This window comes from Tenacibaculum sp. L6 (assembly GCF_028823685.1).
In the GTDB taxonomy this organism is placed as follows: Bacteria; Bacteroidota; Bacteroidia; order Flavobacteriales; family Flavobacteriaceae; genus Polaribacter.
The window spans coordinates 43109-67243 of sequence record NZ_JAPEHZ010000002.1; the positions used below are offsets into that span (position 1 = coordinate 43109).

Sequence of the window (24135 nt, forward strand, 5' to 3'; positions counted from 1 at the left end):
GGTTTCTTATTTTTGTAGCGATGTCAAGAACTGTCCGTATTTTTTCTATAGAGGAGCCAAATAAATTCAAACAAAAGCTGTTTGTTTGGGCTAAACAATTTGAAACTGCTATTTGGCTAGATTCTAACAATTACGAGCAGCATTACAGTTCTTTTGATTGCGCGTTAGCTGTAGAAGAATTCACTTCAATTAAAACCGATTATCACGGAGCTTTTGAACAACTAAAAGAATATCAATCGTATACTAAAGATTATATCTTCGGATATATTTCCTACGACGTAAAAAACGATGTAGAAAAACTGACTTCTAATAACTTTGACGGACTACATTTTCCTGATATCTATTTTTTTCAACCTCAAAAATTAATATTCATTAAAAACGACACTGTCGAATTTCATTATTTACAAATGATTGATGATGAATTAGAGGAAGATTTTGAAGACATTATTGAAACTAATCCAAACTTTAATTCGAAAGAAGTTAATAATCATTCTGATGAAAACGAACTTAAAATTAAGCTTCGTATTCATAAAGATGAGTATCATCAAAAAGTAGAAAAAGTATTAGAACATATTCACCGAGGCGATATTTACGAAGCTAATTTTTGTCACGAATTTTATGCTGAAAACGCAGAAATCAATCCGTATGAAGTATACACTCATTTAAATGCTATATCAGAACCGCCTTTTGCTACTTTTTTTAGAAATGACAATCATTATTTGCTATCAGCCACTCCTGAAAGATATGTAAGAAAAAAAGGAACTAAAATTATTTCTCAACCTATAAAGGGGACAGCAAAACGTTTGATTAACCCAATTGAAGATGAAAAAATAGCTTTTGATTTAGCACGAGACGAGAAAGAGCGCTCTGAAAACATCATGATTGTTGATTTAGTTCGCAACGACTTATCTAGAACCGCAAAAAAAGGAAGTGTTCAAGTAGAAGAATTGTGCAAAGTGTATTCTTTTAAACAAGTACATCAAATGATTTCAACGGTAGTTTCAGAAATTGACAACAATACTCACCCTGTTGATGTAATTAAAGATACTTTTCCGATGGGAAGTATGACAGGTGCTCCAAAAATATCGGCTATGGAAATTATCGAAAAACTAGAAGAAACAAAACGCGGATTGTATTCTGGTACTGTAGGCTATTTCACTCCTGATGGTGATTTCGATTTTAACGTAGTTATCCGAAGTATTTTATACAATTCAGAAAACAAATACGTTTCCTATTCAGTAGGTGGTGCCATTACTGCAAAGTCTACTCCAGAAAAAGAATACGAAGAATGTTTGCTAAAAGCAAAGGCTATGAAGTATGTTTTAACGCATACTAACAAAAGTTAACTATATTTATAGCAAATACTCGTAACTTGTATTTTACAATCAAAAATCTATTAAAAAAATAAAGAAATGAAAAACACCTTTAAAATTTTTCTTTTTATCGCTGTTATTGCTACAGCTGCTTCTTGTAAATCAAACAAATATTCATTTTTAAATGAGTATCCTACTAAAACAGTGCCTTTAGTTGACAGTACAAACTTTAGCAATCATGCAGAAGGAAAACTATTAACCAAATCACAACAAGAGCTTTTAAAATTACCTTCAATTTTTGATGATCAATTAACTGAAGAAAGTAAAATAGGTGTTTCGTACCTTCCAGAATTATCAGAAAATTTTCAATCGGTTGTTTATTATTTTTATCCAAACAACAATGAACTTATTTCAATGCTAGTAACTTACGACAAGCAATTCAATATAATTAACAGTCAAGTATTGGCTTATGATGAAATTGCGGAAGGAATGTTAAAAACCACCTCTACTCTTAATAAAAATAGCATTGAATTAGTAGAATATATTTCTGATTCTCCTTCTACTATTATTTTTAATATTTTAGAAGACGGAAACATTACCAGAGACTAATGACACATCATACGTTTACATTCGATTTTCAAAAGGCTACGTTTTTTGGTCAATATTGGCAACCTGAAACCGTTAAAGCTGTAGTTGTTATTGTTCACGGAATGGGAGAACATTCTGGTAGATACGAGCATGTAGCGCAAAAATTAACCGATAACAATTTTGGTGTAATTGCTTTTGATCACTTCGGACATGGAAAAACAACTGGAAAAAGAGGTCACAATCCAGGATTTGAGTATGTCTTAGAAAGTGTAACCAAACTTATTGAAAAAGCTAAAGAGGTTTTTGGTGACAAACCTATCTTTTTATATGGACATTCTATGGGGGGAAATACTGTAATTAATTACACCCTAAGAAAAGAACATAATCTACAAGGAACTATAGCTACAAGTCCGTTTTTACGATTAGCTTTTGAGCCGCCCGCTTGGAAACTATCACTAGGAAAAATTATGCAAAAAATTGCTCCTTCAATAACTTTAGGCAATGAGTTAGATGTTAATGATGTATCTCGAGATCCTGTTGAAATTCAAAAATATGTTGATGATCCATTGGTGCATGATAAAGTGAGCCCTAATTTCTCGTTATCTTTTATTGATGCTGGTGAATGGGCTATTGAAAATGCTAGTTCCTTAAAAATACCTATGTTATTGCTACACGGTACAGGTGATAAAATTATTGATTATAAAGGAACAGAAGCTTTTGCCAACAATAGCTCGAAAGCTAGCTTAAAATTATACGAAGGCGGATATCATGAGTTACAAAATGACTTATGTAAAGAAGAAATGCTACAAGACGTAGTAAACTGGTTAAACACTCAATTACAATAGTTCCTACTGTTTTTTTTATGCTCAAAGAATTAGCTAAACATATTGACGAACATTTTTCTTTTTTAAAAAGTAAAAAGCTACTCATCGCTATTTCTGGGGGAGTTGACAGCGTAGTACTAACACATTTATTACATCAACTTAACTTTGATATTTCCTTAGCACATTGTAACTTTCAACTAAGAGGAAAAGAAAGTGATAAAGATGAAGAATTTGTTAAAAACTTAGGAAAAAAACTAGGGATTAACACCTATGTAACCCGTTTTGACACGAATGAATATGCTGACAGTAATAAACTATCAACACAATTAGCTGCGAGAGAACTCCGCTACAATTGGTTTGATAAATTAAGTAAAGAATATTCTTTCGAACACTTACTTACAGCTCATCATGCTGATGATAATTTAGAAACTTTTTTAATCAACCTTACTAGAGGCACAGGGTTAGAAGGACTAACAGGCATCCCTCCTATTAATGGAAACATTGTTCGTCCGTTGCTTGTTTTTTCTCGCGAGGAAATTTTAAACTACGCTAAACAAAATAATATTGAATGGCGTGAAGATGAAAGTAATTCGGAAACCAAATATCTTCGAAATAAAATACGGCATCAAGTTACACCTATATTAAAAGAACTGAATGCTAGTGTTTTAAAAAACTTCAATAAAACAATTGATCATTTAAAAGAATCTCAACAAATTATTGATGATAAAATAGAGGACATTACCTACGAAATCATTTCAAAAGAGGGTGATTTGTTAAAAATCAACATTGAAAAACTGTTAAAGTTATCCAACCCTAAAGCTTACCTCTATCAGCTGCTAAAGCCTTATGAATTCAGGGAATGGAACGATGTTCACAACCTTATTTATGCGCAATCTGGAAAGCAGATTTTAACAAAAAATTATACTTTGTTGAAAGACAGAGATTTTTTATTACTTTTACGCACTAGTGAAAAATCCTCTATTAAAGAGGAGGTTTACACTATTAGGGAGGAAAACAAAGAAATTACAGTTCCTATTAGGCTGTTACTAAAAAGGGTTCAAGAAAAAACAGATACTAATCAAAAAAGTATTTATGTTGATAATGAACTTCTTAGTTATCCCCTAAAGCTTAGACGGTGGAATTCCGGCGATTTTTTTTATCCTACAGGAATGCTAGGAAAGAAAAAAATAAGTAAGTATTTTAAAGACGAGAAAATATCAATTATAAATAAAAATAAAATTTGGTTCCTCTGTTCTAGTAAAAATGAGATTATTTGGATTATAGGAAAACGACAAGACAGACGCTTTTTACCAACAGAAAAAACGACCAAACTATTACAAATTAGTATTTAATTAACCCCATCAAACTACATAGAATGAAAAAATTCTTTACTCTATTTTTATTATTCATAGGTTTAGCGGTCTATTCTCAATCTGATGATAACCCCGTAGTTGTTACTCCTAAGGTAGAAAAAATCTCTGATACCGAGTACGACCTTATTTTTGACGTATTAATAGCTGAAGACTGGCACTTATACTCTCAGTATAACCCAGAAGATGCTTCTTTACCTATGACAATTTCTCCTGCAGAAGGACAAACTGGATACACCCTAAACGGTAAAGCTAAAGAAAGTGAAACTGAAACACAGTTTAGTGAAATTTGGGGAAAAGACGAGATCTTTTTCGTTGAAGAAGGTAAATTAGTACAACGAATTACTGTTTCTGACTCTACATTAACAAAGGTAACTTTAAATCTTGATGCTCAAGTTTGTAAAGAATACTGTTTACCTTTTGATGAAGATTTTACATTCTCTTTAACAGGAGAAGTAGTAGAACAAACTGTTGCTGAAGTAGATGATAAAAGTAAAGAATTATCTCAATCGTTAAATTTAGATTTAAAAAACACTGTTTTATTAAAAAGCTCTACAGACACTAGTGTTGATGGAGAAGAAAAAGATAACAGTTTATTAAATATTTTCTTATTAGGTTTTGTTGGTGGATTATTAGCATTTTTAACTCCATGTGTATTCCCAATGGTTCCTTTAACGGTATCTTTCTTTACAAAACGTACCGAGAAAAGAGGTAAAGGTATTGGTAGTGCAATTTTATACGGATTCTTTATCGTATTAATTTACGGATTAATAAGTCTTCCTTTCCATTTCTTAGACTCTTTAGATCCAGAGATTTTAAATAACATCTCTACCAATATTTGGTTAAACTTATTCTTCTTTGTTGTTCTAATATTCTTTGCGGGTTCTTTCTTCGGATTCTACGAATTAACGTTACCTAGCTCTTGGAGTAATAAAGCAGACAGTGCTTCTAACGTTGGAGGATTTATTGGAATATTCTTCATGGCGTTAACATTAGCTATTGTATCATTCTCTTGTACTGGACCGATTTTAGGTTCTTTATTAGCAGGATCTTTAAGTGGTGGTGCTATGCAGTTATCTGTAGGTATGGTAGGATTTGGTTTAGCTTTAGCATTACCATTCGCTTTATTTGCAATGTTCCCTAACTGGTTAAACACTTTACCAAAATCTGGTGGATGGTTAAACACAGTTAAAGTTGTTTTAGGATTTATTGAATTAGCTTTCGCTTTCAAATTCTTATCAAATGCAGACTTAGTTGGTCACTGGGGATTATTAAAGAGAGAAATCTTTATCGGTATCTGGGCTTTAATTGCATTCCTATTAGCTCTTTACTTATTCGGATTTATTGGAAAAAAGTATGGAAAAATGACGCTTTTCAGAGTGTTAGTAGGTATAGGTGCATTAGCTTTATCTGTGTATTTAGCTCCTGGAGTAATGGAAAAACCAGCTTGGAATCAAAATGAATTATTAAGTGGCTTTGCTCCGCCTAAATTCCATAGTATATATGAAAAAGACAACCACTGTCCTCTTAACTTAAACTGTTTTAAAGATTTTGACGAAGGTATTGCTTACGCTAAATCTGTAAATAAACCAGTATTATTAGATTTTACAGGGTGGGCTTGTGTTAACTGTCGTAAAATGGAAGAAAATATTTGGAGTCAACCAAACATCTATTCTTTAATCAATGATGATTATGTATTAATTTCTTTATACGTAGATGATCACCAAAGAATGTTACCAGAAGAAGAGCAATTCGATTTTATCAAATCTAACGGTAAAGTAAAAAGAATTAGAACCTATGGTGATAAGTGGGCTACCTTACAAGCAGCAAACTTTAAAACTGCTTCTCAACCATTCTATGTATTAATGAGTCCTGAGTTAGAAGTATTAAACTCACCTCAACAGTATACAGACCACACAACATATTACAATTGGTTAAAAACTGGTTTAGACCGTTTCAACAACAACTAATAATAGTATTATCATAATATTTTAAAAGCCTCTTTTTTAAAAGGGGCTTTTTTTATATCTTACATTAAAAAAAGATGAGTCCAGAAACAATCATCAGTATCTTTTTAGGGATCGGGCTTGCCGCTTCGGTCGGATTTCGAGTTTTCCTGCCTTTGTTTGCTTTAAGTTTAGCTGGTTATTACCAAGCTATCCCTTTAAACGAGAACTGGATGTGGGTTGCAAGTTCTCCTGCTATTATCACATTAGGAGTCGCAACTTTATTGGAAATATTTGCTTATTACATTCCTTGGTTTGACAACGTACTCGATACTATAGCAATTCCGTTAGCTGCCATTGCGGGTACAGCTGTAATGGTTTCAACTGTTGCCGATTTATCTCCCGTAATTACTTGGGCACTGGCAATTATTGCTGGTGGAGGAACAGCAACAGCAATAAAAGGAACTACAGCTTCTGCTCGTTTAACTTCAACAGCTACGACAGCTGGAGTTGCAAATCCTATAATTTCAACAGTAGAAACAGGCACCTCCGTGGTAATGTCTGCTTTTTCTATCTTCTTGCCTATACTCGCTATCGTTTTTGTTGTTTTTATATTCTTAAGCATGCGAAAGTTATACAGGTTTGTTTTTCCATCGCTAAAAAAAGACGAAGAACAAGCATAACTAAATCAAACGTAATAGCTTAACATATTTTTTATATCTTTAACAGAAAGAGGAAAAATATGCTAGTAAAAGTTTACGGAAGTGCTGTTTTTGGTATAGAAGCTACTACAATTACTGTTGAAGTAAATATTGATAAAGGAATAGGTTATCATTTGGTAGGATTACCCGATAAAGCCGTAAGTGAAAGTTCGTACAGAATTTCAGCTGCTTTAGCCAATAACAACTATAAACTTCCTGGTAAGAAAATCATAATAAATATGGCTCCTGCCGATATTAGAAAAGAAGGTGCCGCTTATGATTTAACCTTAGCTGTTGGAATTTTAGCAGCCTCTAATCAAATACAATCTGAAAACATAGAAGATTATATAATTATGGGAGAACTTTCTTTAGACGGAAGTTTACAACCTATTAAAGGCGCATTACCAATCGCTATTAAAGCCCGTGAAGAAGGCTTTAAACACTTAATTCTTCCTAAAGAAAATGCAAAAGAAGCTGCTATTGTTAATGACTTAAATGTTTTGGGAGCTGATAATATTATGGAAGTTATCAATCATTTTGATGGTAGTAAACTAATTGAACCTACAACCGTTGACACCCGCGCTGAGTTTTATAAACACATGGATTTTCCTGAATTTGATTTTTCAGATGTAAAAGGACAAGAATCAATTAAACGCTGTATGGAAATTGCTGCTGCTGGCGGACATAACATTATATTAATTGGCCCTCCAGGTGCAGGAAAAACAATGTTAGCCAAACGACTTCCATCAATTTTACCTCCAATGACATTACATGAAGCCTTAGAAACCACTAAAATACATTCCGTTGTTGGAAAAGTAAAGAATACTGGCTTAATGTATCAACGCCCCTTTCGTAGCCCTCATCATACAATTTCGGACGTTGCATTAGTTGGCGGCGGACAATATCCGCAACCGGGTGAAATTTCATTAGCCCACAACGGTGTATTATTTTTAGATGAGCTTCCTGAGTTTAAACGAACAGTATTAGAAGTCATGCGTCAACCTTTAGAAGATAGAGAAGTTACGATTTCTCGTGCTCGTTTTACTGTGAATTATCCTAGTAGTTTTATGTTAGTCGCAAGTATGAATCCTAGTCCGTCAGGATATTTTAATAACTCAGACGCTCCTATTACCTCCTCTCCTGCTGAAATGCAACGTTATTTAAGCAAAATATCGGGTCCGCTATTAGACAGAATCGATATTCATATTGAAGTAACTCCTGTTCCTTTTGAAAAACTCTCTGAAGAACGCAAAGGAGAAAGTAGCGTAGATATTAGAAAGCGTGTTACCAAAGCTAGAGAGCTACAAACAGAACGATTTAAAGATTTTGAAAACATTCATTACAATGCTCAAATGAGTGTAAAGCAAATACGTAAATTCTGTAAAATTTCTGAAGAAAGTAAACATCTTTTAAAAATAGCGATGGAAAAATTAAATCTTTCTGCTCGAGCCTATGACCGAATTTTAAAAGTATCTCGTACCATTGCCGATTTGGCAAATTCAAAAGATATTCAATCAGAACATATTACTGAAGCTATTCAGTATCGTAGTTTAGACAGAGAAGGTTGGTTAAATTAACCTAAGAAAAAAGAAATATATTGTAAGGCAACAGGCAATTAGCAATGCTTTACTCAAAAAAACCTCGTTAATACTGGTAAAAAAGAACATTGTGTAAACGATTAATAGTTTTTTAACACTTGTTCTTTGAATAATATTTATAAATTTACAGACTACTATAAAAAATTTTTATAAATGAAAAAATTTATCTATTCATCGCTTTTAGCGCTATCTATCGTTGCATGTAGCAAAGAATCAAAAGATTATGTTACTTTTTCTGGAAAAATAACAAATAAAAATTCAGATTCTGTTGTAATATCTAACCCTCAATTTAAATTCAACAGAGTAATAAAAGTTGATGAAAATGGTATGTTTAAAGATACTATGAATGTAAAAGATGGCTTTTACAGACTTTTTGATGGGAAAGAATACGCTACTTTATACTTAAAAAACGGAGCTGATATTAACATGACTCTTGATACGAATGAGTTTGATGAAACTATCACTTTTACAGGAGAAGGCTCTAAAGAAAGTGCTTTCATCGCTAAATCTTCTATGGAGCAAGAAAAATTATTTGGAGATAAAGAATTAATGGATTTACCAGAATTAGACTTTAGAGCTAAAGTTTCTGAATTTGTTGATGGATTTAACAAAAGAGTTGATGAAGCTGCTTTAGATTCTACATTTGCTGCAAACCAAAAACAAAGTATTACTGGTTTAGAAAAATACTTAACTAAAGTATACGGTGATAAACAATACGCTGCTAAAAACTTAGCAAAAGGTATGGCATCTCCTAAGTTCGTTGACTACGAAAACAATGCTGGAGGTACTACTTCTTTAGATGATTTAAAAGGAAAATACGTGTATATCGATTTATGGGCTACTTGGTGTCAGCCTTGTAAAAACGAAATCCCTTTCTTAAAGCAAGTTGAAGCAAAATATCACAATAAAAATATCGAGTTTGTAAGTATTTCTGTTGACAGACAAAAAGATTATGAAACTTGGAAACAAATGATTGTTGACAAAGAATTAACAGGAGTTCAATTATACGCTAAAGAAGATAAGTCTTTCATGGATGCTTATAGAGTTTCTGGAATTCCAAGATTTATCTTATTAGATCCTCAAGGAAACATTGTAGATGCTAACGCTCCAAGACCTTCTAATCCTAAATTAGTTGAGTTATTCGAATCATTAAACATCTAATTAGAAAATCATTAGAAGTTTAGATATAAAAAAATCCCGCAACGTTAATGTTGCGGGATTTTTTTAACTCCTTTATCCTTGTTTAGATTCATTAAAAATAATATATTTGCCGAATGAATTTTTTCGTAGAAGATGTATCGTTTAAAATATCTTGCGGTGGCAGAAATTGTTACCAACTAGATTTAGGCTATAAAATAATTGACTTTACTTTTTGTCAGCTATTAGCTTTCAGAAAAAAAGTACTAGAATACGCTTCTTACGAATCATTAGAAAACATCATTAACGGCGATAATTTCGTACTCCTTTTCGCTGCAGACAACAAGCATGTTTTATTCTTAGAAGTACCTCAACTTATCGAGCTAAGAGAACTGCTATTAGCTGTTTTCAACCAGAAAACTCTTTACTAAGACTAGCTTTAAATTAGAGCCTTCATTCTTTTTAACGTCTTATAATCTGTATCTTTATAGTATTAAAACTAAACAAAATATTATGGAAACAGCAATAAGAAGAGACATGATTTTAGATGTGGAAGTAGTTGATTTGCTAAACCACCAAATCATGATGGAACAATATGCTTCTTCTAAGTACTTAGCTATGGCGTCTTGGTGCGACCAAAGAGAACTTAGAAACAGTGCTACTTATTTTTATAAGCAAGCTGAAGAAGAAAGAGCTCACATGATGAAGATTTTTAAATTTGTAAACGATAATGGTGGTAGTGCCATCTCTCCTACTGTAACAGAAGTAGCGCATGAATTTGAAAGCTTACGAGCTATTTTTGAAGCTTCTTTAGATGCCGAAATAGAAGTTACTAAAGCTATTCATAACGTATTTAAAACCGCAAGAAAAGTAGGCGATTTCACTTCTGAAATCTTTTTACAATGGTTTGTTACAGAACAAGCTGAGGAAGAAGAAAAAGTAAGAGATATTCTTGACTTAATTAATTTAATGGAAGATATGCCTTTAAAAATGATTGATGAGCGTATTCCTACTGAATAAAACAAAACGTTTATAAAAAGCATAAAAAAATCCCGCAACAATGTTGCGGGATTTTTTGTGTCTTGACTCTTGATTCTAAAATCTCAAATCTCAAATCTCAAATCTATAATCTAGTATCTATAGTGTTCTGGCTTGTATGGACCTTCAACAGTTACACCAATATATTTCGCTTGGTCTTCACGTAACTCAGTTAACTCTACACCAATCTTAGCTAAGTGCAATTTTGCTACTTTTTCATCTAAATGTTTTGGTAACATGTACACCTCATTTTTATACGCATCAGAATTATTCCATAACTCGATTTGCGCTAAAGTTTGATTTGTAAATGAGTTAGACATTACAAAACTTGGGTGACCTGTAGCACAACCTAAGTTTACTAAACGTCCTTCAGCTAATACGATAATATCGTTTCCTTTAACTGTATACTTATCAACCTGAGGCTTAATTTCAACCTTAGTATCTCCGTAAGTATCGTTTAACCAAGCCATTTGGATTTCGTTATCAAAGTGACCGATGTTACAAACGATAGTCTTATCTTTCATTGCTTCGAAGTGCTCAGAACGTACGATATCTTTGTTACCAGTAGTAGTAATTACGATATCAGCCTTACCTACAACAGTTTCTAATTTCTTTACTTCAAAACCATCCATAGCAGCTTGTAACGCACAAATAGGATCAATTTCAGTAACAGTAACGATAGAACCAGCTCCACGGAAAGAAGCCGCAGTACCTTTACCTACATCACCATAACCACAAACCACTACTCTTTTACCAGCTAACATTACATCAGTAGCACGACGAATTGCATCTACAGCAGATTCTTTACATCCGTACTTATTGTCAAACTTCGATTTAGTAACCGAGTCATTTACGTTAATAGCAGGCATTGGTAACGTTCCGTTTTTCATACGCTCGTATAAACGGTGTACCCCTGTAGTAGTTTCTTCAGATAAACCTTTAATTCCAGGAGCTAACTCAGGATATTTATCTAATACCATGTTTGTTAAATCTCCACCATCATCTAAAATCATGTTTAATGGCTTACGGTCTTCACCAAAGAATAACGTTTGCTCAATACACCAATCAAACTCTTCTTCGTTCATACCTTTCCAAGCATATACAGGAGTTCCTGCAGCTGCAATTGCCGCAGCAGCTTGATCTTGTGTAGAGAAAATATTACAAGAACTCCAAGTAACCTCAGCTCCTAAAGCTTGTAATGTTTCAATTAAAACCGCAGTTTGAATCGTCATGTGTAAACATCCTGCAATTCTTGCTCCTTTTAAAGGTTGCTCCTCTTTGTATTCTTCACGTAAACTCATTAACCCAGGCATTTCTGCCTCTGCCAATTCAATCTCTTTTCTTCCCCAATCGGCTAAAGAAATATCTTTAACTTTGTAAGGAACATATGTAACGGTTTTTGTGCTCATATTTTTGTATATTTATATATCTTAAATTTGAGTCGCAAAATTACGAAATAACTTTCTAAAATATGCCTCTTCACAAAACATTAACGGTAAACAACCACGCTAAAGCGTTGATTTGGAAGATAGATGAACCTTTTGAAGAACTTTCAAAAGGGGTATTTCTTACAGATGAAAATCAGCAACGAGTAAATGGTATGAAATCCGATTTGCATCAAAGAGGTTTTTTAAGTGTGCGCCATTTACTAAAAGAAATTGGTTATACTGATAATGATTTGGTGTATGATGAGTATGGAAAACCACATTTAAAAGATGGAAATTTTATTTCGATTACGCATTCATTCATCTTTTCGGCCATTATTATTTCTACAGAACAACCTGTTGGTATTGATATTGAAATGCAGCGAGACAAGATTGTAAAAATTGCCCATAAGTTTACTCCTATTGAAGAATACAAATCGATTGCCAACCACGATGCTTTGGTAAGCAAACTCACCATTGTTTGGGGCGCCAAAGAAAGTTTGTATAAAATCTACGGAAAGAAAAAACTCCGCTTCTTAGAAAACATTTATATTGAAGATTTCTCTTTTGACACCAATGAAACTACAGGTAAAATTTTGTACGAAGGTGAAACTTCTGACTACGATATTCGCTTCTTAGAAATGGAAGGGTTTACTTGTGTATATGCATACTAAGGAACTATTCTATTAAAACACCTTAAACAATTTTGAAACTTTGTAACTTTGTTTCTTTTCAATAAAAAAGAACAATGAAAATCTCTGTAGAACTTACCCTAAGTCCACTTCAAAACGAATTTGAAGAACCTATTATCAACTTCATTAAAAAGTTACGTGCTTCTGGTTTAACTATATTGGAAAATCCATTAAGTACCCAAGTATATGGTGACTATGACACCGTAATGAATTTGATTACTTCTGAGTTAAAAAACACGTTTGAATTAATAGATAATGGATTGCTATTTATGAAAATTGTAAAAACGGATCGTAGCGATTATGAACCAACTTTTTGATTTCCTTTTCGGTCAATATGCCAACTATAATCCCATAGATGTTTGGCTAGAAATTATTGCCGTAATTTTTGGTTTTTTATCGGTTTGGTATTCTAAGCAGAATAAAATTTGGGTGTTCCCTACGGGGATGATAAGCACTGCTATTTTTGTGTACCTCTTGTTAAAATGGGAACTATTAGGCGATATGATGATTAACGGCTACTATTTTAGCATGAGTGTATACGGTTGGTATATCTGGACGCGTAAAGTAGATGCCTCTCACGTTACACCAATTTCTAGAACCACACCAAAAGAGAAAAAAATAAGCATCGCTATTTTTTTAGCAACCCTAATTTTTGTGTATGTTGTGTACACAAGTTTCGACAAATGGACTAACTGGACTGCCTATGTTGATACCGTTACCACAGCTATTTTCTTTGTGGGAATGTGGCTCATGGCAAAACGAAAAATAGAGAACTGGATTTATTGGATTATCGGAGATATCATTTCCGTTCCTTTGTACTTTTATAAAGGATTTACCTTTACCAGTTTTCAATATTTAATTTTTACTTTTATAGCAATTGCAGGATATTTAGCATGGAAAAAGCACTTAAACAACAACCTATCAACCTTGTAAAGGTAGTTTTATTTGGACCTGAAAGTACGGGAAAAACTACCCTTTCTAGTCAGTTAGCACGCCATTACAATACGGTTTGGGCTCCCGAATTTGCTCGGGAATATTTACAAGACAAATGGAATAACGAACGTAAAACCTGTGAACAAAGCGATTTAATTCCGATTGCTGAAGGACAAATGGGTTTGGAAAACGAATTGGCTAGAAAAGCAGATAAAGTCTTGGTTTGTGACACCGATTTGCTAGAAACTAAAGTATATTCTGAAGAGTATTATGGCGGATTCGTAGATCCGAAATTAGATGAGGCTGCCATTGCAAACACTTACGATATTTATTTTTTAACCTATATCGATACTCCTTGGGAGGCCGATGATTTACGCGACAGACCCGAGCAACGTTTGGAAATGTTTAAAGCCTTTGAAAATGCGTTAAAAAAATACAATCGCCCTTATTTGTTATTAAAAGGTGATAAAGAAACCCGCTTAAAAAAAGCAGTAGCAATTATTGATGCGTTACTCGCTGAAAAAGAAAACTTGTATTCTTTTTCGGATACCCTTACCGATGTAGACATGCATTTTATGCATCAAGATTTAGGAACACCCGATTACCCAATTGACTAATGAATAAATACATTAAAGAAAACTGTCAATTCGAGTGAATTTTGCGATTGAAAAGAGCATAATTTGTATCGAGAATTTAGGACTTAGACGCTGGAATAGTTCTCGATAGCTCTGCTGAGCGTAGCCGAAGTAAAATTTTCATCTCGTTATCACTTGATAAAAACCACTCGAACTGACATTAGAAATTAATGCATTCACAAACACCATGAACAAAGAACAACTACTAAAAGAACTCAATTTTAAAGCCGTACGAAGCTCTGGTGCGGGCGGACAGCATGTAAACAAGGTTTCCTCAAAAGTAGAATTGACGTTTACTATCGAAAGTTCTGAAGGACTCACCGAAGAGGAAAAAGAATTGTTGCTTAAAAACCTAGACAACAGATTGTCTAAAGACAATGTTTTAACCCTAAGCTCTCAAGAAAGCCGCTCACAACACCGCAATAAAGAATTGGTAACTGAACGCTTTTTTAACCTCTTAGAACAAGCTTTAGTAGTACCTAAAGTACGTAAAGCTACTAAACCTAAAAAAGCAGCGATCACCAAACGTTTAGACGAAAAAAAACAACACTCAGAAAAAAAAGAAAACCGAAAAAAGTTTCGGTTTTAGAATATAAAAAGTTAAAAACACTATTACCTTTAACTTTTTTACTTAAATCTTTTCTTACAACGGAATATTCCCATGTTTTCTATTAGGTCGTTCTACCTTTTTACCTTCTAACATAGCAAAGGCTTTAATCAGTTTTCTACGGGTGTTTTGTGGCAAAATAACCTCATCTACAAATCCGCGTTCTGCTGCTCGGTACGGATTCGCAAATTTATCAGCATACTCCGCTTCTTTCTCCGCTAGTTTCGCTTCGTGATCGTCTGCTTCGGCAATTTCCTTTTTAAAGATAATTTCACTCGCTCCTTTTGCTCCCATTACCGCAATTTCTGCACTAGGCCATGCAAAATTCATATCGGCTCCAATGTGTTTTGAATTCATTACGTCATAGGCTCCACCATAAGCTTTACGGGTAATTACACTTACTCTTGGCACGGTAGCTTCACTCAACGCATATAATAGTTTTGCTCCATTGGTAATAATAGCGTTCCATTCTTGGTCAGTTCCTGGTAAAAATCCTGGTACATCTACCAACACTAATAACGGAATATTAAAGCAATCACAAAAACGAGTGAATCGTGCTGCTTTTTTAGAACTGTTTACATCCAAACATCCGGCTAAACTCATCGGTTGGTTGGCAACAATCCCAACACTTCTTCCTCCTAAACGCGCAAACCCAACCACGATATTATCAGCATAATCTTTATGGATTTCAAAAAACGAATCAGCATCAGCAATACCATCAATTACTGCACGCATATCGTACGGCTTGTTGGCATTATCTGGAACTATATTGGCTAATTCTTCTCTAATTTCATCGCCTAATTCAAATGGTAACTTTGCTGTAGTTTCTTGATTGTTCTGTGGCATATAGCTCAACAATGTTTTAATATCTTCCAAACATTGTACATCGTTCGCTGCCGTTAAATGCGTAACTCCCGATTTGGTTGCATGCGTACTCGCTCCTCCTAATTCTTCTGAAGTTACTTCTTCATTGGTTACTGTTTTTACTACGTTAGGTCCCGTAACAAACATATAACTTGAATTTTCTACCATAACGGTAAAATCGGTCATCGCTGGTGAATATACTGCTCCACCTGCACAAGGTCCCATAATTGCTGAGATTTGTGGAATTACTCCTGATGCTTGTACATTTCTGTAAAAAATATCGGCATAACCACCTAACGAACGTACTCCTTCTTGAATACGCGCTCCACCAGAATCGTTCAATCCGATTAATGGCGCTCCTACTTTTACCGCTAAATCCATAATCTTACAGATTTTTTCGGCGTGTGTTTCCGATAACGAACCTCCAAACACCGTAAAGTCTTGTGCAAACACATATACTAAACGTCCGTTTACAGTTCCGTATCCTGTTACCACTCCGTCACCATAAAACTTCTGATTTTCCATTCCAAAATCGGTCGTTCTATGGGTTACTAAAATGCCGACTTCTTCAAAAGAACCTTCATCTAAGAAATAATCGATTCGCTCACGAGCGGTTAATTTTCCTTTTTGATGATGACGGTCGGTACGTTGTTGTCCGCCTCCTAACTTTGCTTCGGTAAGTTTATGTTGTAATTCTTCTATTTTAGATTTCATCTATATTCTTTTTTTGGGCGTTCCCCAAGGGTCGGGCTTTCCGCTATATCTTTTGTTGGTTCTCGATACTTGCTTCGCAAACTCGAACTGACAACAAAAGGATGCCGCTGCAATCCCTAACGCACATGATGTATTAACAAGTTTTTAAAATACGTTGCTCTTTTAAATACTGCTGTAAGGCTACTTGTGCAGCAATCTTTGCTTCTTTTTCGTATCCTGCTTTTAACAACTCAGGCGTATAATATTTCTTTACAAAATGAGTATCGAAATTCCCTGAGGTGAAAGCTTCGTGTTCGCATACGAACTTTCCGAACGGCAACGTAGTTTCTATTCCTTTTACCTTATAATTACTAATCGCACTGTTTCATTAACTCAATAGCTTCTTCGCGTGTATTTCCGTAGGTAATCAATTTAGAAATCATCGGGTCGTAATAAATAGGAATTTCCATTCCTTCTTCAAAACCATCATCTACTCGAATATTTTCTCCTTTCGGATGTTGGTAGGTTTCCAACACTCCAATACTCGGTGCAAAATTGTCTAAAGGATCTTCGGCATATACACGTAACTCTAGCGCGTGTCCGTTAATTTGTAAATCGTCTTGGGTGAATGATAGCTCCTCTCCTCTTGCTATTTTTATTTGTTGCTCTACTAAGTCTACTCCCGTAATGAGTTCAGTAACTGGATGCTCTACTTGTAAACGTGTATTCATTTCTAGGAAGTAGAAGTTTTTGTTTTCGTCTAGTAAGAACTCCACTGTTCCAGCTCCTAAATAATCACAAGCTTTCGCAACTCTTACAGCTGCAGCCCCCATGGCTTCTCTAATTTCTGGAGTCAACACACTCGATGGTGCTTCTTCTACTACTTTTTGGTGGCGACGTTGTACCGAACATTCTCGTTCAAATAAGTGTACTACGTTTCCATGAGCATCTGCCAATACTTGGATTTCGATATGACGTGGTGACCCTACATATTTTTCTATAAATACAGAACCATCTCCAAAAGCTGATTCTGCCTCTGAAATTGCACGCTGCATTTGTTCTTTAATATCGGCTTCTTTTTCAACAACACGCATTCCTTTTCCTCCGCCTCCTGCTGAGGCTTTGATTAAAATCGGATATCCTATTTCATTCGCTACTTTCGAAGCATATTCTACATCGGTTACCGCTTCGTCAATACCTGGAACCATCGGAATATCATAGGCTTTTACTGCATCTTTTGCAGCCAATTTACTTCCCATAACTTCAATAGCATGAGTTTTCGGCCCTATAAATACAATTCCTGATTTTGCTACGGCTTCTCCAAAGGCTGCGTTTTCACTTAAAAATCCGTATCCTGGGTGAATTCCATCTACATCTAACTCTTTCGCTACTTCAATAATTTTATCGCCTAATAAATACGATTGGTTAGAAGGTGCAGGACCAATACATACTGCTTCGTCTGCAAAAGTTACGTGTGGTGAGTTCCTATCTGCTTCTGAAAAAACCGCTACCGTTTTAATTCCCATCTTTTTTGCTGTACGCATTACACGCAAGGCAATTTCTCCTCTATTTGCTACTAATATCTTTTTCATCTTATTCCATTTCTATTAAAACCGTATTCTTTTCTACCTTGTCTCCTGCTTGAATCGCTATCGATTTTACGACTCCGTCTCTTGGTGCTTGTAAGGTATTTTCCATTTTCATGGCTTCTAATACCAAAATTCCGTCACCTTCTTTTACTTCTTGACCAATTTCAACATCAACAGAAACAATTAACCCAGGCATTGGTGCCTTGATATCGTTTTCTTTTTTCTCTGCAGCTACTTCTAACCCTAACTCATCAATTAACATATCTAATTCATCAGCAATATTTACCTCGTAAGTATTTCCGTTGATTTGAATGGTGTATGTTTTTTTGTTGAAATTTGTTTGGAGTATGGTAGCTTGATACGATTGGTTACCATCAAGTACATGGTAGTTATTTTTTGATTTTTCTACTATATCTAACGCCTCTATTTGCGCTTCAGTAAAATCAAAATCATGCGTTTTATTAACTCTAGTTTTAAAAGATTTACTCATAAATATCTGATATTTTCACCACTAAAATATTAAAATTACAACGGAATGCGTGTGTTAAATCTATAAATTGATTTAGAATGTTTTTTTACTTTCTTAATTACTTCCTATTCATTTACAAGCAACCCTAGAAAAACCTACTATTTATCGCTCTTAATTCATATTTCATATTTACCTTTGCTCCGTTCTCATAAAGGGGTGCCTTTTTGAGTTATTAGTGTTTAATGAATAGTTATTAGTTAACTTAAAATTTAACATTTACAACTCATAGTTAAAAATAGGCTGAGATCATACCCAACGAACCTGGAACAGGTAATGCTGTTTAGGGAAGCGAGCGTAAATAAAAGGTCTGGTAGACCTTTTTAGCGAGTGCAAAAGTAAAGCTACGCTTTACGCTCATAATTTAATTATTCAATGTTTAACTAAAGAATAATTACCTCTTTTTATTCGATTTTGTTTTTTATAAATGAGACCGATGTCTTTTCGTAAAAAAGTGAAGATAGTAACTTTTTTACTCGTAGTATTCACAACATTAACAACAAGCGCACAAACGTTTATTTTATCTGGTAAAGTAGTTGATGGAAATCAAGAACCTTTAGTGGGTGCAACCGTTGCTGTTAGAAATCAAACCAAAGGAACTTCTACCGATTTTGAAGGTAAATTCAAATTAAACTTACCAAAAGGAACACATGTTATTGAGGTTTCTTATGTGGGGTTTAAAAGCCTTTCACAAGAAGTTAAACTTACCAACAACCAACAAATTACCTTTCAATTAATTTCTATCGAAACAGTGTTAGATGAAGTGCTGGTTTCTGCTGTTCGTGTAAAAGCAGATGCGCCTGTAACACACTCTAACCTTAGCAAACAAGAAATAGAAAAACGTAATTTAGGACAGGATATTCCTGTATTATTAAACTATTTACCTTCGGTAACATCCTCATCAGATGCGGGTGCTGGTATTGGATACACCTATATTCGTGTACGTGGTTCGGATGCTTCTCGTGTAAATGTTACCATTAACGGAATTCCGTATAACGATGCTGAGAGTCAAGGAACTTTTTGGGTTAATATGGGAGATTTTGCTTCTTCTACCCAAAGTTTACAATTACAACGTGGTGTAGGAACTTCTACGAACGGTTCTGGAGCCTTTGGAGCTAGTTTAAACATCTTAACCGATGCTGTTTCAGAGGAAGCTGGTGGAGAAATTTCAAACGCTTTTGGTTCATACGGAACAAGAAAACACACCGTAAAATTTACTACTGGAAAATTAAACGATCATTTTGAGTTTGCAGGACGTTTATCTAACATTTACTCTGATGGATACGTTGATAGAGCTTTTACCGATTTAAAATCGTATTTCTTACAAGGTAGTTATACTGATGACAATACGTTGATTAAAGCCTTAGCTTTTGGAGGAAAAGAAAGAACGTACCAAGCTTGGTATGGCTTAAGTGCTGAGGAGTTACAAGAAAATCGTCGCCAGAACCCGTATACCTACGATAATGAAACCGATAATTATTGGCAAGATCATTACCAATTACATTGGAATGAGAAACTCTCTGATAACTGGTCTACCAATATTGGTTTAAATTATACCAAAGGAGAAGGGTATTTTGAGCAATTTAAAGAAGACAGTGCTGTATCAAAATATGATGGTATTGTAGAAGCGACAGGAACTGACTGGTATGGTTCTCCGGCTACAGATTTAATTGTTCGTCGTTGGTTAGACAATGACTTTTATGTGGCTAATGCTAACGTAACTTATAAAACTGAAAAGTTCGAGTTAATATCTGGTGCTTCTTATAGTAATTATACAGGAGATCATTTTGGAGAAGTTATTTGGGCTAAAGAATTTGCTGATGGAGCTAGTATTAGAGATCATTATTATTTTAGTGATGCTAAAAAAGATGATTTTAGTGTTTTTTCTAAGGCTACTTTTAATGTTTTTGATAACCTAAAAGCTTTTGTTGATCTACAAGGTAGATTTATTGATTATCAAACTAACGGATTAACTTCAGATAGAAACCCTTTAAATGTTGATACTTCGTTTAGCTTCTTTAATCCTAAGCTAGGGGTTACTTACACCATCAATAAAGAAAACAGTATTTATGCATCGTATGCGCGTGCGAACAGAGAACCGAACCGTGATGATTTTCAAAACGGTATCAACGTACAACATGAAACCTTAGATGATTTTGAACTTGGATGGCGTTTACACAATAAAACAGTTCAATTGAATACTAATATCTACTATATGTCTTACGACAATCAACTAATTCAAACAGGTGGATTAAATGATGTAGGAGAATATTTACGTGAAAACGTTAAAGATAGCTATCGTTTAGGAGTAGAAATTGATGCTAATATTAACGTTTCAGACAAGTTTAGCATTAACCAAAACCTTACGGTAAGTAGTAATAAAATCAACAATTTCATGTTAGATCGTGATGGTGTTCAACGCAATATTGGAACTACTGATATTGCTTTTTCTCCTAATATTATTGCTGGAAACGCTTTGGTTTATAAGCCTGTAAAAGGGCTACAATTAGCTTTACTGTCTAAATTTGTTGGTGAACAATATTTAAGTAACACAAATACAGAAGCTTCTAAACTAGATAGCTATTACGTTAGTGATTTTAATGTTAGTTATGAACTTGAAATGAATACAGTTTTTAAATCAATTGTATTTACTGGATTGGTTAACAATCTTTTTGATAAAGAATATGTTGATAGAGGATACACCTATTTAAATACTTGGGACACTCCTGGAACCTCTTTTGAAGTACAAGGATACTATCCGCAAGCCACTAGAAACTTTTTAGTAGGTGCAACGTTAAAATTTTAAGTGGGAAAAGAGCTAAGAAAAAGTAAAACCGAGACAATTGTCTCGATCTTTTTTTATACTCTTGAAAATTAAGTTATAAAAGACTAACTTCGTTATCGGTAGATATAAGTCATTAAAACGAAATTATATTATTAATCACGGTAGCTAATGGAATACAAAAAATATAAAGAATATAAACCAGATACAATATGTTCAGTTGAAAACTGTGATTCAAAAGCAGATTATGAAGTCGTTTTATATGACTATTACCAAAACTATTCCGAAACATTTTATGAACAGGATTATACCTGTCCTTTCCTATGCCAAAAACATCTTGAGGAGAATGAAAATAAGGCTCAAGGCGAGAGAAGACCGAGAAGCTATGTACATTATCCATTTACAAACAAACACAAAGCTCAAGGTTATTCTAAATATAACCCTATCAAAGAAGTTTACCCTCAACTTTTTGACTCTGGAGATATTGAAAACAATAAAAAACTTCAGATTGATCTTAATGAAATCAATGCTGAATTAATAAAATATCTCGCTAAACATCCTGAGTTTATGCGAGAAATGAATCCTCGAAAATTTGAATTTTTAATAGCGGAAATCCTAAAAGATAAAGGCTATGAAGTGACTTTAACACCTAGTACAAGAGATGGAGGAAAAGATATAGTCGCTGTATATAATTCACCCTTTGGGCATCAAATGTTTATAGTTGAATGTAAAAGATATAATGAACATAATAAAGTTGGAGTAGAAGTTGTTCGAGGTTTGTATGGAGTTCAAATGGCTGGAAATTATAATCAAGGGATTATTGCAACAACTTCAACTTTTACAAAAGGTGCAATTGACTTTATTAAACCTTTAAAATTTCAACTGGAATTGAAGGATTTTGGAGATATTAAAGACTGGATTAAGAATTATGGAAAATAAAAACTATCCTTAACAATATACAACCGAAATTATGTTGGATCCGACTACGTCCAAATCCACTCGGAATTTATAATGCTAGTACTAAACCAATAGCAAACACAAAAAATCCCGAGCAAATGCTCGGGATTTTCTTATTCTTTATTTTTTTCTTCCCATTCTAAAATTCCTCCTAGAACATTGTAGGCTTTGTATCCTTTCTTAGCTAGAAGTTCTGTAGCTTTTTTACTTCTACCTCCTGAGCGACAGTAAATATATACAGGTTGCGATTTATCTAACTTTTCTAAAACCTTTCCTTCAAAGTCATCTCCTGTAATATCTATTTTTATCGGATCTTTAATTACTCCCTCTGCCCATTCTTGTGGAGTTCTAACGTCTAACAACTGTACGTTATCTTCGTTTTCTAAAACTACCTGTAAGTTTTCAACCGTGATATCTTTTGCCTCATTGGTTTGAGGTTTACAAGACAATACTACTGTTAAAAATAAACCTACTAAAAATATACCTCTCTTCATTATTTTTATTTTAAGGTTGATGGACAAACAGCTGCTGATCTTGGAATATCAGTTTCTTTAATTGCTTTGTATCCACCTGCAACATCAATTATGTTATGGAATCCTCTAGCTTTTAAAATAGATGCTGCAATTACAGAACGATATCCACCTGCACAATGCACATAAAAATCTCCTTTTGTTGGAAACTCTTCAATATGATCGTTTAAGAAATCTAACGGAGTACTTGGTGCATCTATAATATGCTCACTTGTATATTCTCCTGGTTTACGCACATCAAAAACTGGAGCTCCCTTCGTAAGTTCTTCTGCTAAAACAGTTGCAGGAACCGAACGCAAGGTGTCTACTTCTTTTCCTGCTGCTTTCCAAGCTGCAAAGCTTCCATCTAAATATCCTAATACATTATCAAAACCAACACGAGACAAACGTGTAATCGTCGTTTCTTCTTGTCCTTCAGGAGTAACTAATAAAATTGGTTGTGTAACATCTTTTATTAATGCTCCTACCCATGGGGCAAATGTTCCTCCTAAACCAATAAAAATTGATTGCGGAATGAATCCTTGAATAAATTCTGCTTGATTACGAACATCTAATACCAACGCATCTGTTTCATTTGCTATTTTTTCAAAATCTTCTACTGATAAAGCTTTTGCTCCGCTTTTAATAACTTCATCGATAGATTGGTATCCTTCCTTATTCATTTTTACATTTAAAGGAAAATATTCAGGCGGAGGCAATAATCCGTCTGTTACTTCTTTAACAAACTCCTCTTTAGTCATGTCTGCACGAAGTGCGTAATTGGTTTTCTTTTGATCTCCAATCGTTCCAACTGTTTCTTTACTTAAATTCTTACCACAAGCTGAACCTGCTCCGTGTGCTGGATAAACGATTACTTCATCTTCCAACGTCATAATTTTTGTACGTAAACTATCGTACAATAATCCTGCTAATTCTTCTTGGGTTAAGTTTGCTGCTTTTTGCGCTAAATCAGGACGACCTACATCACCTAAAAATAAAGTATCTCCACTAAAAATTGCATGGTTTTTTCCGTCTTTATCTTTCAACAAATAAGAAGCACTTTCCATGGTATGCCCTGGTGTGTGTAATACAGTAATGGTAATATCACCTAACGTAAACACTTCACCATCTGTTGCGATATGAGCCTCGTAGTTCGTTTTTGCTGTTGGTCCGTATACAATTGTTGCTCCTGTTTTTTCTGCAAGGGTTACGTGACCACTTACAAAATCTGCATGAAAATGCGTTTCAAAAATATATTTGATTGTAGCGCCATCTTTTTCAGCTCTGTTTATATAAGGATCTACTTCACGTAATGGATCTATAATTGCTACTTCTCCGTTACTTTCAATATAATAGGCTCCTTGTGCTAAACAACCTGTATAAATCTGCTCTATTTTCATAATATTATA

Annotated in this window: 22 protein-coding genes and 1 pseudogene; 17 read left to right on the top strand and 6 right to left on the bottom strand. The window is 34.2% G+C overall.

Going from position 1 to position 24135, the window contains the following annotated elements:
• Positions 1-20: 20 nt before the first annotated feature.
• From pabB to OU788_RS00970, 10 genes are all read left to right on the top strand, one after another.
• Positions 21-1346 (top strand): aminodeoxychorismate synthase component I, encoded by a 1326-nt coding sequence (pabB, locus tag OU788_RS00925; protein ID WP_274633418.1) that lies wholly within the window; start codon positions 21-23, stop codon positions 1344-1346.
• Positions 1347-1412: 66 nt separating this feature from the next.
• Entirely contained in the window at positions 1413-1922 is a 510-nt protein-coding gene (locus tag OU788_RS00930) for a hypothetical protein (RefSeq protein WP_274633419.1), read from the top strand.
• On the top strand, positions 1922-2746 hold the full coding sequence (locus tag OU788_RS00935) for an alpha/beta hydrolase (protein ID WP_274633420.1): 825 nt from the start codon (positions 1922-1924) through the stop codon (positions 2744-2746). The genes OU788_RS00930 and OU788_RS00935 overlap by 1 nt, the downstream gene beginning before the upstream one ends.
• Before the next feature lie 17 nt (positions 2747-2763).
• On the top strand, positions 2764-4077 hold the full coding sequence (tilS, locus tag OU788_RS00940; RefSeq protein ID WP_274633421.1) for a tRNA lysidine(34) synthetase TilS: 1314 nt from the start codon (positions 2764-2766) through the stop codon (positions 4075-4077).
• Positions 4078-4100: 23 nt separating this feature from the next.
• A complete protein-coding gene (locus OU788_RS00945; protein ID WP_274633422.1) occupies positions 4101-6065 on the top strand; it encodes a protein-disulfide reductase DsbD family protein in 1965 nt (654 codons plus the stop codon).
• Positions 6066-6139: 74 nt separating this feature from the next.
• Positions 6140-6724, top strand: coding sequence for a DUF4126 domain-containing protein (locus tag OU788_RS00950; protein WP_274633423.1), 585 nt, complete (start codon positions 6140-6142; stop codon positions 6722-6724).
• Between the two features lie 59 nt (positions 6725-6783).
• Complete coding sequence (locus OU788_RS00955) at positions 6784-8319, top strand: YifB family Mg chelatase-like AAA ATPase (RefSeq protein ID WP_274633424.1); 1536 nt, start codon at positions 6784-6786, stop codon at positions 8317-8319.
• A 174-nt stretch (positions 8320-8493) separates the two neighbouring features.
• Entirely contained in the window at positions 8494-9501 is a 1008-nt protein-coding gene (locus tag OU788_RS00960) for a TlpA family protein disulfide reductase (RefSeq protein WP_274633425.1), read from the top strand.
• A gap of 113 nt (positions 9502-9614) precedes the next feature.
• Positions 9615-9908 (top strand): hypothetical protein, encoded by a 294-nt coding sequence (locus tag OU788_RS00965; RefSeq protein WP_274633426.1) that lies wholly within the window; start codon positions 9615-9617, stop codon positions 9906-9908.
• Positions 9909-9990: 82 nt separating this feature from the next.
• Positions 9991-10497 carry a ferritin gene (locus OU788_RS00970; protein WP_274633427.1) on the top strand — a complete coding sequence of 169 codons (507 nt, stop codon included), beginning with the start codon at positions 9991-9993 and terminating at the stop codon, positions 10495-10497.
• A 110-nt stretch (positions 10498-10607) separates the two neighbouring features.
• Here OU788_RS00970 and ahcY read toward each other — a convergent pair whose 3' ends face one another.
• On the bottom strand, positions 10608-11924 hold the full coding sequence (gene ahcY, locus OU788_RS00975; protein WP_274633428.1) for an adenosylhomocysteinase: 1317 nt from the start codon (positions 11922-11924) through the stop codon (positions 10608-10610).
• Positions 11925-11986: 62 nt separating this feature from the next.
• On the opposite strand from ahcY, the gene OU788_RS00980 reads away from it, so the two are divergent.
• The 5 genes from OU788_RS00980 to arfB all read left to right on the top strand — a co-directional run bounded on the left by OU788_RS00980 (position 11987) and on the right by arfB (position 14788).
• Positions 11987-12613, top strand: a complete 627-nt coding sequence (locus tag OU788_RS00980; RefSeq protein WP_274633429.1) for a 4'-phosphopantetheinyl transferase family protein — start codon at positions 11987-11989, stop codon at positions 12611-12613.
• 74 nt (positions 12614-12687) lie between these two features.
• Positions 12688-12948, top strand: coding sequence for a hypothetical protein (locus OU788_RS00985; RefSeq protein ID WP_274633430.1), 261 nt, complete (start codon positions 12688-12690; stop codon positions 12946-12948).
• Positions 12932-13564, top strand: coding sequence for a nicotinamide riboside transporter PnuC (pnuC, locus tag OU788_RS00990; RefSeq protein WP_274633431.1), 633 nt, complete (start codon positions 12932-12934; stop codon positions 13562-13564). Before OU788_RS00985 ends, pnuC begins: the two co-directional genes overlap by 17 nt.
• Entirely contained in the window at positions 13525-14181 is a 657-nt protein-coding gene (locus OU788_RS00995) for an ATP-binding protein (RefSeq protein WP_274633432.1), read from the top strand. The genes pnuC and OU788_RS00995 overlap by 40 nt, the downstream gene beginning before the upstream one ends.
• Positions 14182-14386: 205 nt before the next feature.
• On the top strand, positions 14387-14788 hold the full coding sequence (gene arfB / locus OU788_RS01000; RefSeq protein WP_274633433.1) for an alternative ribosome rescue aminoacyl-tRNA hydrolase ArfB: 402 nt from the start codon (positions 14387-14389) through the stop codon (positions 14786-14788).
• A gap of 54 nt (positions 14789-14842) precedes the next feature.
• Here the strand turns inward: arfB and OU788_RS01005 are convergent, their stop codons facing one another.
• The 3 genes and pseudogenes from OU788_RS01005 to OU788_RS01015 all read right to left on the bottom strand — a co-directional run bounded on the left by OU788_RS01005 (position 14843) and on the right by OU788_RS01015 (position 18442).
• Positions 14843-16384 carry an acyl-CoA carboxylase subunit beta gene (locus OU788_RS01005; protein WP_274633434.1) on the bottom strand — a complete coding sequence of 514 codons (1542 nt, stop codon included), beginning with the start codon at positions 16382-16384 and terminating at the stop codon, positions 14843-14845.
• A gap of 133 nt (positions 16385-16517) precedes the next feature.
• A pseudogene (gene accC / locus OU788_RS01010) lies at positions 16518-17955 on the bottom strand (acetyl-CoA carboxylase biotin carboxylase subunit).
• Position 17956: 1 nt separating this feature from the next.
• Positions 17957-18442, bottom strand: a complete 486-nt coding sequence (locus OU788_RS01015) for an acetyl-CoA carboxylase biotin carboxyl carrier protein subunit (protein WP_274633435.1) — start codon at positions 18440-18442, stop codon at positions 17957-17959.
• Positions 18443-18932: 490 nt separating this feature from the next.
• Here OU788_RS01015 and OU788_RS01020 point away from each other — a divergent pair, with 490 nt between their 5' ends.
• The gene (locus OU788_RS01020; protein WP_274633436.1) at positions 18933-21284 is read left to right on the top strand and encodes a TonB-dependent receptor; all 2352 of its coding nucleotides are present in this window, start codon (positions 18933-18935) and stop codon (positions 21282-21284) included.
• A 147-nt stretch (positions 21285-21431) separates the two neighbouring features.
• Positions 21432-22199 (top strand): restriction endonuclease, encoded by a 768-nt coding sequence (locus OU788_RS01025; protein WP_274633437.1) that lies wholly within the window; start codon positions 21432-21434, stop codon positions 22197-22199.
• A 131-nt stretch (positions 22200-22330) separates the two neighbouring features.
• Here OU788_RS01025 and OU788_RS01030 read toward each other — a convergent pair whose 3' ends face one another.
• Together OU788_RS01030 and OU788_RS01035 are read right to left on the bottom strand one after the other, a co-directional pair.
• A complete protein-coding gene (locus tag OU788_RS01030) occupies positions 22331-22711 on the bottom strand; it encodes a rhodanese-like domain-containing protein (RefSeq protein WP_274633438.1) in 381 nt (126 codons plus the stop codon).
• A 5-nt stretch (positions 22712-22716) separates the two neighbouring features.
• On the bottom strand, positions 22717-24126 hold the full coding sequence (locus tag OU788_RS01035; protein ID WP_274633439.1) for an MBL fold metallo-hydrolase: 1410 nt from the start codon (positions 24124-24126) through the stop codon (positions 22717-22719).
• Positions 24127-24135: the final 9 nt, after the last annotated feature.